The sequence below is a fragment of the Bacillus haynesii genome, from assembly GCF_001969855.1.
GTDB lineage: Bacteria > Bacillota > Bacilli > Bacillales > Bacillaceae > Bacillus > Bacillus haynesii.
Genome location: NZ_MRBL01000003.1, coordinates 62316 through 77526, shown reverse-complemented (window position 1 = coordinate 77526; position 15211 = coordinate 62316). Strand labels below are relative to the sequence as shown.

Annotated in this window: 18 protein-coding genes; 5 read left to right on the top strand and 13 right to left on the bottom strand. The window is 48.0% G+C overall.

The annotated features are described in order from the left end of the window. Positions 1-65: 65 nt before the first annotated feature. On the top strand, positions 66-545 hold the full coding sequence (locus BTA31_RS02445; RefSeq protein WP_043926638.1) for a GNAT family N-acetyltransferase: 480 nt from the start codon (positions 66-68) through the stop codon (positions 543-545). 58 nt (positions 546-603) lie between these two features. Here the strand turns inward: BTA31_RS02445 and hisIE are convergent, their stop codons facing one another. The 8 genes from hisIE to BTA31_RS02405 are packed head-to-tail and all read right to left on the bottom strand — an operon-like array spanning position 604 to position 7031. Further along, positions 604-1236, bottom strand: a complete 633-nt coding sequence (gene hisIE, locus BTA31_RS02440) for a bifunctional phosphoribosyl-AMP cyclohydrolase/phosphoribosyl-ATP diphosphatase HisIE (protein WP_043926639.1) — start codon at positions 1234-1236, stop codon at positions 604-606. Further along, complete coding sequence (hisF, locus tag BTA31_RS02435; protein ID WP_043926640.1) at positions 1233-1991, bottom strand: imidazole glycerol phosphate synthase subunit HisF; 759 nt, start codon at positions 1989-1991, stop codon at positions 1233-1235. The genes hisIE and hisF overlap by 4 nt, the downstream gene beginning before the upstream one ends. Beyond that, positions 1988-2725, bottom strand: a complete 738-nt coding sequence (gene hisA, locus BTA31_RS02430) for a 1-(5-phosphoribosyl)-5-[(5-phosphoribosylamino)methylideneamino]imidazole-4-carboxamide isomerase (RefSeq protein WP_076788765.1) — start codon at positions 2723-2725, stop codon at positions 1988-1990. Before hisA ends, hisF begins: the two co-directional genes overlap by 4 nt. Next, on the bottom strand, positions 2722-3360 hold the full coding sequence (gene hisH / locus BTA31_RS02425) for an imidazole glycerol phosphate synthase subunit HisH (RefSeq protein ID WP_076788764.1): 639 nt from the start codon (positions 3358-3360) through the stop codon (positions 2722-2724). Before hisH ends, hisA begins: the two co-directional genes overlap by 4 nt. Next, on the bottom strand, positions 3361-3945 hold the full coding sequence (hisB, locus tag BTA31_RS02420) for an imidazoleglycerol-phosphate dehydratase HisB (protein ID WP_076788763.1): 585 nt from the start codon (positions 3943-3945) through the stop codon (positions 3361-3363). Next, the gene (gene hisD, locus BTA31_RS02415; protein ID WP_076788762.1) at positions 3945-5225 is read right to left on the bottom strand and encodes a histidinol dehydrogenase; all 1281 of its coding nucleotides are present in this window, start codon (positions 5223-5225) and stop codon (positions 3945-3947) included. Before hisD ends, hisB begins: the two co-directional genes overlap by 1 nt. Next, positions 5222-5863, bottom strand: coding sequence for an ATP phosphoribosyltransferase (hisG, locus tag BTA31_RS02410; protein ID WP_076788761.1), 642 nt, complete (start codon positions 5861-5863; stop codon positions 5222-5224). Before hisG ends, hisD begins: the two co-directional genes overlap by 4 nt. Then, the gene (locus BTA31_RS02405) at positions 5856-7031 is read right to left on the bottom strand and encodes an ATP phosphoribosyltransferase regulatory subunit (RefSeq protein WP_076788760.1); all 1176 of its coding nucleotides are present in this window, start codon (positions 7029-7031) and stop codon (positions 5856-5858) included. Before BTA31_RS02405 ends, hisG begins: the two co-directional genes overlap by 8 nt. A 235-nt stretch (positions 7032-7266) precedes the next feature. On the opposite strand from BTA31_RS02405, the gene BTA31_RS02400 reads away from it, so the two are divergent. Then, entirely contained in the window at positions 7267-8001 is a 735-nt protein-coding gene (locus BTA31_RS02400; protein WP_076788759.1) for a C39 family peptidase, read from the top strand. Between the two features lie 276 nt (positions 8002-8277). Beyond that, positions 8278-8946 carry a pectate lyase gene (locus BTA31_RS02395; RefSeq protein WP_076788758.1) on the top strand — a complete coding sequence of 223 codons (669 nt, stop codon included), beginning with the start codon at positions 8278-8280 and terminating at the stop codon, positions 8944-8946. Positions 8947-8973: 27 nt separating this feature from the next. On the opposite strand, the gene BTA31_RS02390 is transcribed toward BTA31_RS02395, so the two are convergent. From BTA31_RS02390 to hprK, 5 genes are read right to left on the bottom strand one after another with little or no spacing between them, the layout of a single operon-like run. Beyond that, positions 8974-9492: an acyltransferase gene (locus BTA31_RS02390; protein WP_076788757.1), complete on the bottom strand. Its 519-nt coding sequence runs from the start codon at positions 9490-9492 to the stop codon at positions 8974-8976. Continuing rightward, positions 9489-10136: a pyrophosphatase PpaX gene (gene ppaX, locus BTA31_RS02385; protein ID WP_003185617.1), complete on the bottom strand. Its 648-nt coding sequence runs from the start codon at positions 10134-10136 to the stop codon at positions 9489-9491. Before ppaX ends, BTA31_RS02390 begins: the two co-directional genes overlap by 4 nt. Continuing rightward, complete coding sequence (locus tag BTA31_RS02380) at positions 10126-11073, bottom strand: nucleoside recognition domain-containing protein (protein ID WP_076788756.1); 948 nt, start codon at positions 11071-11073, stop codon at positions 10126-10128. The genes ppaX and BTA31_RS02380 overlap by 11 nt, the downstream gene beginning before the upstream one ends. 24 nt (positions 11074-11097) lie before the next feature. Then, positions 11098-11910, bottom strand: coding sequence for a prolipoprotein diacylglyceryl transferase (lgt, locus tag BTA31_RS02375; protein WP_043926651.1), 813 nt, complete (start codon positions 11908-11910; stop codon positions 11098-11100). Between the two features lie 11 nt (positions 11911-11921). Beyond that, positions 11922-12854 (bottom strand): HPr(Ser) kinase/phosphatase, encoded by a 933-nt coding sequence (gene hprK / locus BTA31_RS02370; RefSeq protein WP_043926653.1) that lies wholly within the window; start codon positions 12852-12854, stop codon positions 11922-11924. Positions 12855-13036: 182 nt separating this feature from the next. Between hprK and BTA31_RS02365 the strand changes: the two genes are divergently transcribed. Together BTA31_RS02365 and BTA31_RS02360 are read left to right on the top strand one after the other, a co-directional pair. Further along, complete coding sequence (locus BTA31_RS02365) at positions 13037-13516, top strand: MarR family transcriptional regulator (RefSeq protein ID WP_076788755.1); 480 nt, start codon at positions 13037-13039, stop codon at positions 13514-13516. A 139-nt stretch (positions 13517-13655) separates the two neighbouring features. Then, positions 13656-15203, top strand: coding sequence for an MFS transporter (locus BTA31_RS02360; protein ID WP_076788754.1), 1548 nt, complete (start codon positions 13656-13658; stop codon positions 15201-15203). Positions 15204-15211: the final 8 nt, after the last annotated feature.

Sequence of the window (15211 nt, the reverse complement as noted above, 5' to 3'; positions counted from 1 at the left end):
TTTTAGCACTTGATGGTGACGAATGTACGTTCCCATTGTATGATAATAGAAAGGGGGTTGATCAGATGGAAAAATGCGGATCAATAGAATTGAAGCATTTCTCAGAAGAACATTCAGCTGCGCTTCTCGAATTCGAGCTTCCTGAAGAACAGCATCGATTTACCGCGCTTCCGAAAGAAGTTTTAGAACGGACGGTCGGTCGGTTTCCAATTGTGATGTTAAACGAAGCCGAGCCTGTCGGATTCTTTATCCTGCATGCGACCGAGAGGGTAAAAGATTATTCAGACAACCCGGACGCCATGCTGTTAACGGCGTTATCCGTCGACAGAAAGCACCAGGGAAAAGGTTTTGCAAAAGAAGGAATGCTCAAACTTCCTGAGTTTGTCGCCAGGGAGTTCACCCATTGTCATGAAGTCGTGCTGGTTGTGAACGTGAAAAACACCGCGGCCCAGCACCTGTACGTGAAAGCCGGATTTGCCGACACAGGGGAAAGAAAAATGGGGCCGATCGGAGAGCAAATCGTGATGAAATTAAACATCAAATAGCTCCCCTATCGGGAAAACAACCAAAAGGCAAACTGCCCTTTTGGTTGTAAGAATGTGCTTATGATTCAGATCCTTCATGGCGCTCTTTCAGGACGCCAAGCACATCATCAAGCGGAAGGGACTGCTCCCTCAGCAAAACGAGCAGATGGTAAAGAAGATCAGCTGCTTCCCATTTCAGCTCTTCAGGATCCCCGTTTTTTGCAGCGATGATGACTTCTGCCGCTTCTTCGCCAACCTTCTTCAAAATCTTATCAACGCCTTCGCGGAACAAATATGTTGTATATGCGCCTTCAGGCATTTCAGCCTGCCGCTTGGCAACCACAGTTTCAAGTTCATTGATGATGTCAAAGCGGCCGCCATCAGTCTGTCTGATATGTTCGCCGGTCGAGAAACAGCTGTAGCTTCCTGTATGACAGGCCGGTCCCGCCGGTTCGACAAGCACGATGAGCGCATCCTGATCACAATCAAGCCTGATGTCTTTCACACGCTGAATGTTTCCTGACGTCGCTCCCTTATGCCAGAGCTCTCCTCGCGATCTGCTGAAAAACCATGTCTCCTTCGTTTCCAGCGTTTTTTCGAACGATTCTTTATTCATATAAGCAAGTGTCAGCACTTCCTTGCTCGCTGCATCCTGAACAATTGCCGGGATCAAGCCGGCTTCATTAAATGTCAACTCATCTGCCTTGATCATCTTACATTCACCCCGCGTTCTTTTAAATAAGCTTTTACTTCTTTTACAGATGTTTCTTTGTAATGAAAGATAGATGCGGCAAGAGCCGCGTCCGCCCGGCCTTCTGCAAACGCATCATACATGTGGTCCGCATGACCTGCGCCTCCGGATGCAATGACCGGGACTGAAACAGCTTCTGACACAAGCTTTGTTAGCCTGCAGTCAAATCCGTTCTTTTCTCCGTCTGCATCCATGCTTGTCAGCAGGATTTCACCGGCTCCCCGCTGAACGGCTTCCTTCGCCCATGAGACGGCCTCAAGGTCCGTCTTTTTCCGTCCGCCGTGTGTGTAAACATAGTACAAATCAGCTTCCGGATCGTATTTTGCATCAATCGCAACGACAATGCATTGAGAGCCGAAAAAGTCAGCGCCTTCCGTTATCAATTCCGGCCGGAGAACGGCAGCCGTATTGACGGAAACTTTGTCGGCTCCGGCCCGCAGGATCGTTTTCATATCATCCAAACGATTGATGCCGCCGCCGACAGTAAACGGGATCGCCAGCTTGGCCGCCACTCTTTCAACGACGTCGACCATCGTTTTTCTCCCCTCGTGGGAAGCCGAGATATCGAGAAAAACAAGCTCATCGGCGCCTTCATGATCATATACTTCAGCCAGTTCAACGGGGTCGCCGGCATCTTTCAATTCAACAAACTGTACACCTTTGACAACGCGTCCGTCTTTTACGTCCAAACACGGGATAATTCGTTTTGTGATCACTTTGCCGCCACCCTTTCAAGCGCTTCAGCCACAGTAAATTGGTTGGTATAAAGAGCTTTTCCGACAATAGCGCCAGAGACGCCTTCCGCAGCGCGGGAAGCGAGCGCCCCAAGATCGGCGAGAGAGCTGACGCCGCCGGAGGCAATGACTTGTTTGCCGGTTGCCCTGGCAAGCTCTACTGTACTGTTAATATTCGGTCCGGACAGCATTCCGTCAGTCGCAATGTCAGTAAAGATAAAAACTTCTGCACCTTCATTTGCCAGCTCGCGGCCAAGCTCTTCCGCTCTAACGGAGGAGGTCTCAAGCCACCCTTCAGTCGAAACAAATCCGTCTCTTGCGTCAAGACCGATTGCGATATGCCGGCCGTAGGCTTTCAGCATTTTTTTGACAAACTCGGGATTTGATACGGCAGAGCTGCCTAGGATCACCCTCTCAACGCCTTGCGACAAGTAGTCATACACGTCTTTTTCGGCCCTGATGCCGCCGCCGACCTGCACTTTAACGTTAAGCTCAGCTGCAATGCTTATGACGTAGCTGTCGTTCACTTTTTTGCCTTCCCTTGCCCCGTCCAAATCGACAAGATGAATCCAGTTTGCCCCCGCTTCAGCAAACAGGGAGGCCATCTCCAGAGGGGAATGACCGTAAATCGTTTCTTTTTCGTAATCTCCCTGGATGAGCCTGACACACTTGCCGTTTCTCATGTCAATGGCAGGGTATACAGTAAACTCGCTCATTTTTTCACCTTCTGTTCTTGTGTAAACTGCTTGAACCGCTTTAAGATCGACATGCCGACCGTACTGCTTTTTTCCGGATGGAACTGGGCGCCGTATACATTGCCAAGCCCGACGACAGCGGGCACACGCACACCGTATTCGGCGCTGGCAAGCAAAGCTTTCTCTTCGATTCCGCTGACATAATACGAATGAACGAAGTATGCGAATCCTTCTTTTGCTTTTGGCAAAAGCGGCGAGTCGCGGTGGACCGTGAGAAGATTCCAGCCCATGTGAGGCACTTTTAAGCGATTTCCCGCTTGATCACAGTCTTTCAGTTTAACGACTTTTCCTTTCAAAAGGCAGAGCCCTTCTGACGCCCCGCGTTCTTCGCTTTCTTCAAATAAAAGCTGCATGCCGAGGCATATGCCGAGAAGAGGTTTTCCTTCGCTTGCAGCATCTTGAATAAATCTTTTCAGGCCGGTCTCGGTTAAAATCTCCATTGCATCCCGAAAAGCGCCGACTCCCGGAAGGATATAACTGTCCGCTTTCTTAAGTTCATCCGGATGCTCGGACACGATATAAGGAGCATCGATCCGTTCAAGCGCTTTAGAAACGCTGTACAGGTTTCCCATTCCGTAATCTATGACACCGATCATTTACAGCATTCCTTTCGTTGATGGAATTCCTTTGACCCGTGGATCGATCAATGTCGCTTCATCAAGCGCACGTCCCAGCGCTTTAAAAATCGCCTCGATTATATGGTGGGTGTTCGTACCGTAATGAACGATGACATGAAGATTCATTCGTGCTTCCAGCGCAAACTTCCACAAAAATTCATGGACAAGCTCTGTATCAAATGTTCCAACTTTCCGGCTCGGGAATTCGGCTCTGAACTCGAGATGCGGCCTGTTGCTCAGATCAATCGCAACCTGGGCGAGCGCTTCATCCATCGGCACCATGCTCGAACCGTAGCGTTTGATTCCTTGTTTATCTCCGAGCGCTTCCAAAAGCGCCTGTCCGAGACAAATTCCGATATCTTCCGTCGTATGGTGGTCGTCGATTTCAACATCGCCTTTCGCTTCAATTGAAAGGTCAAATTGCCCGTGTTTTGTAAATAAATCGAGCATATGTGTCATAAACGGGACATCCGTTTGAATATCCGCTTTTCCTTCTCCGTCAATATGAAAGGATAATTTAATATCAGTTTCATTGGTTTTTCTTGCCCGTTCGGCTTTTCTCATCAGTCTTCCTCCCGGTTTCTGGATTCAATTGCTCTTGCATGGGCTTCAAGCCCTTCCAATCTGGCAAAGGCCGCAATGTTCTCAGCATTCGCGCGGAAAGCTTCCCTGCTGTAGGAAATGATGCTGGAGCGCTTTTGGAAGTCTGTCACATTTAGCGGGCTTGAAAATTTGGCTGTACCGTTAGTCGGCAGGACATGATTAGGGCCTGCAAAATAATCGCCCACCGGCTCTGAACTGTATCGGCCCAGGAAAATAGCGCCCGCGTGTTTGATCTGTCCGAAAAGCGCATCAGGCTGAGCTGTTAAAATTTCCAAATGTTCAGGAGCGAGCTCATTGATGACGGAAACTGCTTCATTGATCGTCTCTGTAACATAGATCAAGCCGTAGTTGTCAATCGACTGCCGTGCAATCTCTTTTCTCGGAAGATGTTCGAGCTGTTCGTAAACCTCTTTTAAAACGGATTCGGCAAGCGGCTTTGAATCGGTGACAAGAATGCTCGATGCCATCGCATCGTGTTCAGCCTGGGAAAGTAGATCAGCGGCGATTTCCCGGGGGTTTGCCGTACTGTCAGCGAGTATGGCGATTTCACTTGGGCCCGCGATCATATCGATATCAACCTGGCCGAATACTTCCCGTTTAGCCAAGGCGACGTAAATATTTCCGGGTCCCGTTATTTTATCAACGGGGGAAATGGTTTCCGTTCCATAAGCCAATGCGGCAATCGCCTGGGCACCGCCCATTTTGTAAATCTCTGTGACGCCAAGCTCTGCAGCAGCTGCCAGCACTCCCGCCGACAATTTGCCGTCTTTTCCCGGAGGTGAGGCAAGGACAATGCGGTCGACGCCTGCAACAAGCGCCGGAATGACATTCATCAGAACGGATGATGGGTAAGCAGCCGTTCCGCCGGGCACGTAAACCCCCGCTGAATCAAGCGGCGTAATTTTTTGGCCGAGCATCGTTCCGTCCTTGCGGTGGTAAAACCATGATGTTGCGAGCTGCCGCTCATGATATTCTTTAATGTTGAAAATCGCCGCCCGAATAATCTCGAGATCACGTTCTTTGAGCGTACTGTATGCTTCCTTGATTTCCTCTTCGGAAACGCGAAAGTCGGCCACATGCGCTCCGTCAAATTGCCTTGTGAATGAGGAAACAGCTGAATTCCCGTTCTTTTTCACTTCTTCGATAATGCCGCGGACTGCTTTTCTTTGTTCCTCCGTTCCGGCGTCAATGGTGCGCTTTAGTGAAACCGGCGTATTTCCGCTGATGGATTTAATCTTCATTTTGCTTTTTCCCCTTCCACAATAAGAGAAAGTCTTGAAGCCATTTCATCGATGACTGCGTCTTTCATTCGGTAGCTGACAGGATTTACGATTAAGCGGGACGTGATGTCGCAAATTTTTTCGGTTTCAACTAGCCCGTTTTCCCGCAAAGTCTGCCCTGTTGATACGATATCAACGATTCGGCCGGCAAGCCCGATCAGCGGAGCGAGTTCTATTGAACCGTTAAGCTTGATGATTTCCACTTGTTCCCCCTGCTCCCTGAAGTAGCTTGATGCGACATTCGGGTACTTGGTCGCAACCCTGGGCGCAACGCTGTCGGCCGCCGTCTCGGGCAAGCCGGCTACGGCAAGACGGCATTTGCTGATGTTTAAATCAAGAACCTCATAGACATCGCGTTCTTCTTCTAGCAGGACATCTTTGCCGGCGATTCCGACATCGGCCACCCCATGCTCAACATATGTTGTGACATCCATCGGCTTGGCGAGGATAAAGCGAAGGTTTTCTTCAGGCACTTGAATGATCAGCTTTCTCGAATCGTCGAATTCTTCCGGAAGCTGATAGCCTGCTTTTCGAAGCATATCGGCCGCTTCCTCAAATATCCGCCCTTTCGGCATCGCAATCGTCAATTCCTTACCCATGCTTCTCTTCCTTTCTGGCCCCGATAAAATAGGTCACGCTTTGAAAAGACTTTGTCATTTGATCAATATCTCCGATTCCCGCTAAGTCCTGTATGACGACTTTTTTGCCTTTTTTTCGCTCTTCTTCAGCAAATCTGATGGCCTCTTTTCTCTGTTCCGTGCTGAAGATGACGACATCGATTTTTTCTTGCTCTTCCACCGGCTTCAATGCTTCCAGCAGCCTGTCAATCCTGATGCCAAAACCGGTTGCCGGAGCGGGTGAGTCGAAGCGGCCGAGAAGCTGGTCGTATCTGCCGCCGTTTCCGATCGGAAAGCCGACGTTTTCAGCATAAATTTCAAACAAAACACCGGTATAGTAGCTCATATGGCTGACCATGCCTAAATCGAGCTTAATGTCGTCCGTGCAACCATAGTCCCCGAGCGTCTCCCAAAGCGTCTCCAGTTCTGAAACCGCACGTTTTCCTTTTTCAGAGTCGATGATGGATGCCGCCCTGCTGCACGTTTCAATGCCGCCCCTCAGCTCCAAAAGCTCCAGCAGCCTGCTTTTATCAATTGAGGATAAATTGAGGGATTTCACATGCTCCCGGTAGCCGACATAGTTCTTCTCGTATAAATAGCGCCGCAGGACATGAGCCCTTTCTTCATTCCCTAAAACCTCAACAAACAAGGCGTCTAAAATCCCGACATGGCCGATCGAGATTTTAAATGAAGTCAGGCCGGCATTTTTAAGCGAAAAAATGACGAGCGCAATCACTTCTGCGTCAGCGCTTGTAGATCCATCGCCGATCAGTTCAACGCCGACTTGTTCAAATTCGGCAGGGCGTCCTCCTTCACGCTCCTGTGCCCTGAACACATTTGCAGCATAGCCCACTCTTAGCGGATGATCATCTTTATGAAGCTTTGAGGCCGCCACCCTGGCGATCGGAGCCGTCATGTCAGGCCTTAACACGAGCGTCTGCCCCTCCTGATCGAGGAGTTTAAACAACTGCTGATCCAATATGGCCGACTGCACACCGACCGTATCATAAAATTCAAGGGCCGGCGTCTCCATGAACTGATACCCCCACAAGGCCATCACCTCTGTTAATGAAGAGCGCACCTTTTTCTTTGTTTCGTAAAGCACAGGCAGCGTATCCCGCATGCCATGCGGTTTTTCAAACATAAACATTTACACTGACACCCCCATAAACGTTTGAAGGAAAATTCCGAATCCTTTAGTTCGCTAATATGATAATATGCTAACAGATAAAAGAATCAAAATCAACAGCCGCTTTTAAAATAGACTCCGACACCGTATGGGAAATGATAACTTTTATGTAATGAACATCTTGATGTTATAATATATATACGATCGCAAATCTTTGCCTTAACCAAACCAGCAACGGGAAGACAGGAGACTCAGAATGAAATTTTTCAAAACTCTTTTTTTTATTTTTTTCGTAGCAGTTCTTATGACCGCCGTTTTTATTCTGTTTTCTAAAGATGCGTTAAGCCCGTTAGCCGAAATGTTGCACAGCAGCCATAAAACTGCTGCTGACAATGCGAACAATAAAGGAGAGCGTCAGCCGCTTGACGTTCCGCTGATCAACCAAATGGACTCACCGAAGCTTTATAACGGCTGTGAAGTCGCCAGCCTGGCGATGATCTTAAACTACAGCGGATATAGTGTCACAAAAACTGAACTAGCCAAAGAGGTGAAAAGAGTGCCTCTGAAATATGAAAGCGGCTTAAAGGGAAATCCTAACGACGGCTTTGTCGGAGATATGGAAAACGGACCCGGACTGAGTGTCTACCATGGTCCGATTTACGATTTGGCCTATTCATACGCAGGTACTAAAGCAGTCGATTTGACGGGAAGTGAGCCGGGAAAAATTTATGAACAGCTGAATCAGGGCAGACCGGTTTGGGTCATCACCACTGTACATTTCACCCCAGTCAACGATATGGAAACATGGAATACACCGTCAGGCAAAGTCAATGTGACGTACAGCGTTCACAGTGTTGCCGTGACAGGCTATGATGAGGATTACGTTTATTTGAATGATCCGTACGGATATAAAAACAGAAAAACAGACAGAGAAAATTTCGAGAAATCATGGAAACAGATGGGCAGTCAGGCGATCGTGATCGCCGCCTAAAAAGGCAGATTAATCCCTGCCTTTTTTAGTTCTTTCAACCCTCATTGAAATAAGCCGCTTTACCCTTTCGACAAATCCAACATATAGAAAATAACCTTCTTGCACGTGTTTAATTTACTGTTTTTTCATAATATTCAAATTATTTGTTTACATTCAGCAAACTCGCATATATGATAGTACCGAAATAGGTGTCTCATCTTATTACAAAAGGATCAGAAATCGCTTTTATCTAAGGGAGAAACACATCTGTTTCAAAAATATTTGAGGAGGATGGAAATGATAAAGAGGTTAGCAGGTACAGTTATTTTGTCAGGGTTGCTCGTATGCGGGTTTGGACAGGCTCTGCCTGAAAAAGCTTTGGCCGCCGAGGTCGTTCACAAAACGATCACAGTCGGGAAAGGACAAACGTATGACGGAAAAGGCAAGCGGCTGATTGCAGGTCCGGAGCTGGGGGACGGCAGCCAGCGCGAAGATCAAAAACCGATTTTCAAAGTGGAGGATGGTGCAACGCTCAAAAATGTCGTACTTGGTGCTCCTGCTGCTGATGGTGTTCACACTTACGGAAACGCTTCCATAAACAATGTTGTTTGGGAAGATGTCGGCGAAGATGCCTTGACTGTCAAAAGCGAAGGAAGTGTCACGATTAACGGAGGATCGGCCCGGCTTGCCGCGGACAAAATCTTTCAGATTAATAAAGCGAGCACATTTACCGTAAAAAATTTCACTGCCGATCAAGGAGGTAAATTCATTCGCCAGCTCGGAGGCTCGACATTTAAAACCGTGGTCAATATTGATAACTGTACGATTACAAACATGAAAGAGGCCATCTTCAGAACTGACAGCAGTACAAGTTCCGTTACGATGACAAATACAAGGTACTCAAAAGTCGGCAAGAAATGGATCGGTGTGAAGCATATTACAGAAAGGAACAATCATGAATTTTAACGCTGATTGCAAATAAACCCCCGCTCTTTATTCAGCGGGGGGCTCCAATCTTTTTTCCATTTCTTCTTTTGTATAGATCAGCTGCATCGGATTCCCGCCGACAAAAGCGCCCGGAGGCACATCTTTATGAACGAGCGTACCGGCAGAAATGACAGCTCCGTCTCCGATTTCGACGCCTGGAAGGATCGTCGTATTGGCTCCGATCATGACTTCATCGCCGATGATCACCGAGCCGAGCCGATATTCTTTTATTAAATACTCGTGCGCCAAAATGGTCGTATTATAGCCGATCACGGTGTTTCGCCCGACTGAGATTTTTTCAGGAAACATGATATCCGGCATGACCATTAAAGCAAATGAACATTTCTCTCCGATTTTCATCCGCAAAAACGTCCGGTACATCCAGTTTTTCATTCCAAGAAACGGCGTATAGCGCGCCGCCTGAATGACGATAAAGTTTTTGACCACTTTAAAAAACGGAACCGTCTGATAGATGTGCCATAAGGAATTGGCGTCGGACACCGGGTAGCGCTTCGTTTTTCTCAAACTTTCTCCACTCCAAGAATGTGAAGGAGATCGCTCATTTGCTGAAGCATAAAATCAGGCTCGTGTTTAGCCAGGCTTTCTTCTCCTTTTATCGTCCATGCAACGCCTGCTGTTTTCGTTCCGGCATTCTTCCCGGCTAAAATATCGTGGTAATTATCACCGATCATGATGGCTTCTTCCGGACGGCTGCCAAGCTTGGAAAGGGCAAGCAAAACAGGCTCGGGGTCAGGCTTCGGCCGCTCGACGTCATCCAGCGTCACAACCGTCTCGAAAAAGGCATCAAGCCCCGTCAGTTTAAGCCCCATGATGACGGTGTCCCGCAGCTTTGTCGTGACGATGCCGAGCTTATACCCTTCTTCCGCAAGGCGTTCAAGCGTCTCGTAAACCGTCTCATACTCGGTTACCAGTTCATCATGCATCTGATGATTAAATGTCCGGTACATGGTGATCATTTCTTCAGCCTTATCCTTTTGAATGCTTGAGAACGTTTCATAAAGGGAAGGTCCGATGAAAGCAAGGACATCCTCCCGTTTATAGCGTCCCGGTGCATAATGATCGAGCGTATGCAAAAATGAGGCGATAATCAGCTCATTTGTATTGATGAGCGTTCCATCCAAATCAAATAAAACCGTATTAACTTTCATAAAAAGCTTCCTTTCTGCGAACGGAATAACCCGGCTTTCTCCAGAAGCGCGAAATCGCGATCGTCAGCAGAATCGCGGTCATAAGCCTGATCAGCAAAAGAGGCCAGACCGGAATGCCGAGCGGGATAAATACGAGTGTGTCTTCAACAACCGCGTGGCAGGCGACGAGAAAAATAAAAGCAAGCGTGACATCCCTTTTGCTGACGCCGTCTTCTTCGACCGCTTTGATCATAACGCCGGCCCCGTATGCAAGGCCGATCGTCAGCCCGGCAACCATCGTCATTGAGGTGTTCTCTTTCATTCCGAGCATTCTCGTCAGCGGTGCAAACCACTTTGAAAAAGCATTCAGCCAGCCGAGGTCTCTCATATATTGAATGATGATCATCAGCGGTATCACGATGGCTGCAAGCTGAAGGACACCGAGACCCGCCTTGGTCACGGCTTCTAGCGCAATTTCAAACCAGCCGGAAGGAGCGGCGCTTTTCGCTGAGATTAAGCCGTATTTGGCCGCATCCTGCCCGCCATGCCAAACAAGGTTGATGATAATGGCCGAAAAAACAGCGAGACCGATGCGCACGAGCAAAATCAGCCATATTTTGATTCCGACCCTTGAAGCAACAGTCGACTCGATAATCAAATTGTGGCAAAACGACAGCATAAGCGCTAAAATAAACACTTCTTTAACGGTCAAATCAAGCGTTAAAATTCCGGCAATTCCGGCATACAAGTTCAGCATGTTACCGAGCACAAGCGGTATCGCCGCTTCCCCTGACAACCCGAAAATTCCCATCGCCGGCGCGATCAGTTTGATCAACCAATCCATCACCGGTGTATGCTGCAGCAGGCTGACAATCAGCGTGACAGGAAAAATCACTTTTCCGAGCGTCCACGTCGTTTTCAGCCCAGCCATAGCGCCGGCTTTTAAAGTTCCCTTCATTGCTGTCTCCCCTTTGTAAAATCGCTACATCTCCTGATACCGTTTAATCTCGCTGCCTTTGAAACGTCTATAGGTTATCAGCGCAGCCGCACAGAGGATCAGGACGATCGAAATAACCTGTGCGATGCGAAGGTTCTCCGTCAGCATCAGACTGTCTGTTCTAAGGCCTTCGATAAAGTAGCGTCCCATCGAATACCAAATGACGTAGATTAAGAACAGCTCGCCTCTCTTTAAATTCGCTTTTCTTAAAAGAAGCAGAACGACGACCCCCGTGAAGCTCCACAATGATTCATACAAAAAGGTAGGCTGGTAGTACTGTCCGTCAATATACATTTGATTGATGATAAAATCAGGCAGGTGGAGGTTTTCTAAAAACGCTCTTGACACCGCCTCACCGTGCGCTTCCTGGTTCATAAAGTTTCCCCAGCGGCCGATCGCTTGACCTAGCAGGATGCTTGGAGCAGCGATATCAGCCAGCTTCCAAAACGAAAGCCCTTTGACCTTCGCATAAATGATACCCGTCAGCACGGCGCCGATCAGTCCGCCATGGATCGCAAGGCCGCCGTTCCATATTTGAATAATCTGGTCCGGATGTTCACTGTAATAACCCCATTGAAAAATGACATAGTATGCCCTTGCACATAAAATGGCAATCGGAATCGCAAAAAGCACCAAATCGACAAAGGTGTCTTTATGCAGTCCCCTCCGTTCGCCTTCCCTGACCGCCAGCCACAAGCCCAGCAAAGCGCCAAGGCCGATGATAATGCCGTACCAATGGACAGCGATCGGCCCCAGGTGAAAAGCAATCGGATTTAAAGGTTCAATCGTTTCATTCATATTGTCAGCTCCTATTCTTCAAGCTCACCATCTTCAATCACATCCGCAAGCTTATGGGTAAATTGCTCCGCGGCATTCAGCCCCATTCTCTTCAGTCTGAAGTTCATTGCGGCCACTTCGATGATGACGGCAAGGTTTCTTCCCGGACGAACCGGAATTGTCAGCTTCGGAACGTCTGTATCAATAATTTTCATTGTGTCTTCTTCAAGCCCTAAGCGGTCATACTGCTTTCCTTGCTCCCAAAGCTCCAGGCTCATGACAAGGGTAATCCGCTTAAAGCTTCTGACCGCCCCCGCGCCAAATAACGTCATGACATTGATAATGCCAAGGCCTCTGATTTCCAGGAGATGCTCAATTAATTCAGGCGCGCTTCCGATCAATGTATCCTGGTCTTCCTGTCTGATCTCAACGCAGTCATCCGCCACAAGGCGATGGCCTCTTTTGACAAGCTCCAAAGCCGTTTCGCTTTTTCCAACCCCGCTCTTTCCGATAATGAGCACCCCGACGCCGTAAACGTCGACGAGGACGCCGTGAATCGCAGTTGTCGGAGCCAGCTGACTTTCAAGAAAATTCGTCAGACGGCTCGTCAGGCGCGTCGTCTTTAACGGGGAACGAAGCACAGGCACGCCGTTTTCTTCGGAAGCCTCCACGAGTTCAGGCGGAATCGGCAAATCACGGGAAAGGATGATCGCCGGTGTAATTTCCGTGCATAACGACAGCATCCGCTGCTTTTTTTCTTCCTCTGGAAGCTTTTCAAAAAAGGTAATCTCGGTCTTCCCCAGCAGCTGAACCCTCTCTTTAGGATAGTATGTAAAATAACCAGCCATTTCAAGGCCCGGTCTTGATAAATCGCTCATCGTAATCGGGCGGTTGATCCCTTCTTCTCCGCTGATGAGCTCAAGCTTAAATTTATCCATCACATCTTTTGTTCGAACTTTCGGCACGATTGATGCACCCTCCTCTTCTCAGATGAAGAACTAGACATTCAGCTTTATTCTATCACTTTCAAAATGAACCTAAAACATTTTTTGAAAATGGCCGCCTTGACACTTCGATGAAGTGCTTTCTTTCAAAGCGAAAAATCAGTAGTATGTAAAGAGGAACGCGAAAAGGAAGTGAAGAACCGTTGAAATACAATATCCATGATACAACCGTGCTGAACGAAGACATTTTGACCCCGGAAGAGAAAGAGACATGGGTTCTTTATATGAAAGTGCTGACCGCTGCCGGCTTGGGGGATGTCTCCGAATGGATGAAGCTCGATCTCAGCATGCCGCAAATGAAGGTTTTAATGCTTCTGAACAACCACGGCACACTGAAAGTCTCCGAAATCGCCGAAAAAATGGGAGCTTCCCTTTCGAATATGACCGGACTGCTCAGCCGGCTTGAACAGGCGAACTTCATCAAAAGAACACATTCAGAACAAGACCGGCGAACGATTGTTGTTGAATTAACCGAAGATGCAAAGGGGATTTTTCAAAGCCTTTACAAAAAAGGGCACGAAAAGCTCAAAAAAGCGCTGCAGAAGCTGAATGAACAGGAAAAAATCAAAGTGAATGAAGGTCTTACAATTCTTGAAAAAGCCTTAAAAGCTGATGATGAATAGACAAGCTGCCCGGAAACCGGCGCAGCTTTTTTTGTTGAAAAATTTCTTTTGACAAAACGTGTTTTTTTAAGGATGATTAAAATAGTTCATTCAAAGTGAATTATTCATTTCGAGTTAACCAAAAAGGAGGATAAATGGCGTGAACCAAAAGTGGGCCGTATTATTGTTTACGATCGGCGTATTCATGGCTGCTTTAGACAATGGCATCATTTCAGCCGCACTGACGACAATCAACGATTCTTTTCAAGTATCCCCCTCATGGGGAGCATGGGGCATCACGCTTTATACGCTCGGTTTGGCAGTCAGCGTTCCGATCGTCGGAAAGCTGTCTGACCGGTATGGACGCAAAAAGCTGTTTATCATCGAAGTCTTGCTGTTTGGCGCCGGTTCGCTGCTGGTTGCATTGAGCCAAAACTTCCCGATGTTCTTGTTGGCGAGGCTGATTCAATCGCTTGGCGGCGGTGGAATCTTCATTATCGGGAGCTCGCATATTCTCACTGCCCTGCCTAAAGAAAAACAGGGAACCGCACTGGGGCTTTTAGGTGCAATGAACGGAATCGCAGCAGTGCTCGGTCCGAATATCGGCAGCTTTATTTTGGATATGACCGGAAGCTGGCACTGGCTGTTTTTGATCAACCTTCCGATTGCCGCAGTGCTGATCATCCTCAGCGTTCCATTGATGAGGGTAACAAAAGGCGGAACACGAAAGCCGCTCGATCTGGCCGGAACTGTTCTATTGTCTCTTGCGATTTTAGCTGTGATGTACGGAATAACGAATATAAACGGACAGCACCTGTCTGCCGTCATGTCCGATCCAAAGGTTTCCTTTTTTCTTCTGACCGGCTGTGCGCTGTTTGCAGGGCTCATTTTTTACGAAAAGCGCGTAGAGCTGAAGGGCGGTGACCCGATACTAGCCTACAGTTTATTAAAAAACAAGGTGTTTCAATGGACGCTTTTTATCGGATTTTTATCCGGGGGACTCTTGGCAGCGGTGATTTTCATTCCTGCATATGCGGAACAATATTTGCATGTCGCTCCTGAAAAAGCGGGGTATTGGATGACACCTCTGGCACTGGCTTCAGGAATAGGAGCGGGGCTCGGCGGAATGCTCGCCGACCGAAAAGGACCGGTAAAGACGGCATGGCTCTCGGGCGTCATTTCGTTCGCCGGGTTTTTACTCTTATCCGTCTGGGTGACAGAGAAGTGGGAATTTGTTTTGGCAAGCATCATCGCAGGAGTCGGTTTTGGTTTTCTTCTAGGCGCGCCGTTAAATATGCTTGTATCCGAGGCAGCAAAACAGGATTACGGGACAGCCCTCGGTACATTATCGCTCGTCAGGCAGATGGGGATGACCTTGGCACCCGCGCTGTATGCAGGATATATAACGGCCGGTTACGAAAATATCGGCACACATATCAAACATAAGCTGAATGATGCAGGGATGCCGATCAAGGGGTTTACAGGAGGTGAGACGGACGTATCGCGTTTGAACGAAATCCCCGACCCAAAAGTGAAAGACATGATAAGCGAAGCGATCCATGAAAGTGTGGGAGCGGGGTTTTTCAACCTCTACTTCACAGCAGCCATCCTTTCACTTGCCGTCATCGCTTCTGTCAGCGTTTTATCGCTTTACAGAAAAAAACAAACCGACACGTCAACCCGTCTAAACAAAGACTTGACAAACTAAAAAGCATT

Excerpts from the sequence above, each read along its gene's own strand:
- BTA31_RS02445 (WP_043926638.1), top strand. The coding sequence starts at position 66 with ATGGAAAAATGCGGATCAATAGAATTGAAGCATTTCTCAGAAGAACAT.
- hisIE (WP_043926639.1), bottom strand. The coding sequence starts at position 1,236 with ATGATCAAGGCAGATGAGTTGACATTTAATGAAGCCGGCTTGATCCCG.
- hisA (WP_076788765.1), bottom strand. The coding sequence starts at position 2,725 with ATGAGCGAGTTTACTGTATACCCTGCCATTGACATGAGAAACGGCAAG.
- hisH (WP_076788764.1), bottom strand. The coding sequence starts at position 3,360 with ATGATCGGTGTCATAGATTACGGAATGGGAAACCTGTACAGCGTTTCT.
- hisB (WP_076788763.1), bottom strand. The coding sequence starts at position 3,945 with ATGAGAAAAGCCGAACGGGCAAGAAAAACCAATGAAACTGATATTAAA.
- hisD (WP_076788762.1), bottom strand. The coding sequence starts at position 5,225 with ATGAAGATTAAATCCATCAGCGGAAATACGCCGGTTTCACTAAAGCGC.
- hisG (WP_076788761.1), bottom strand. The coding sequence starts at position 5,863 with ATGGGTAAGGAATTGACGATTGCGATGCCGAAAGGGCGGATATTTGAG.
- BTA31_RS02405 (WP_076788760.1), bottom strand. The coding sequence starts at position 7,031 with ATGTTTATGTTTGAAAAACCGCATGGCATGCGGGATACGCTGCCTGTG.
- BTA31_RS02400 (WP_076788759.1), top strand. The coding sequence starts at position 7,267 with ATGAAATTTTTCAAAACTCTTTTTTTTATTTTTTTCGTAGCAGTTCTT.
- BTA31_RS02395 (WP_076788758.1), top strand. The coding sequence starts at position 8,278 with ATGATAAAGAGGTTAGCAGGTACAGTTATTTTGTCAGGGTTGCTCGTA.
- ppaX (WP_003185617.1), bottom strand. The coding sequence starts at position 10,136 with ATGAAAGTTAATACGGTTTTATTTGATTTGGATGGAACGCTCATCAAT.
- BTA31_RS02380 (WP_076788756.1), bottom strand. The coding sequence starts at position 11,073 with ATGAAGGGAACTTTAAAAGCCGGCGCTATGGCTGGGCTGAAAACGACG.
- lgt (WP_043926651.1), bottom strand. The coding sequence starts at position 11,910 with ATGAATGAAACGATTGAACCTTTAAATCCGATTGCTTTTCACCTGGGG.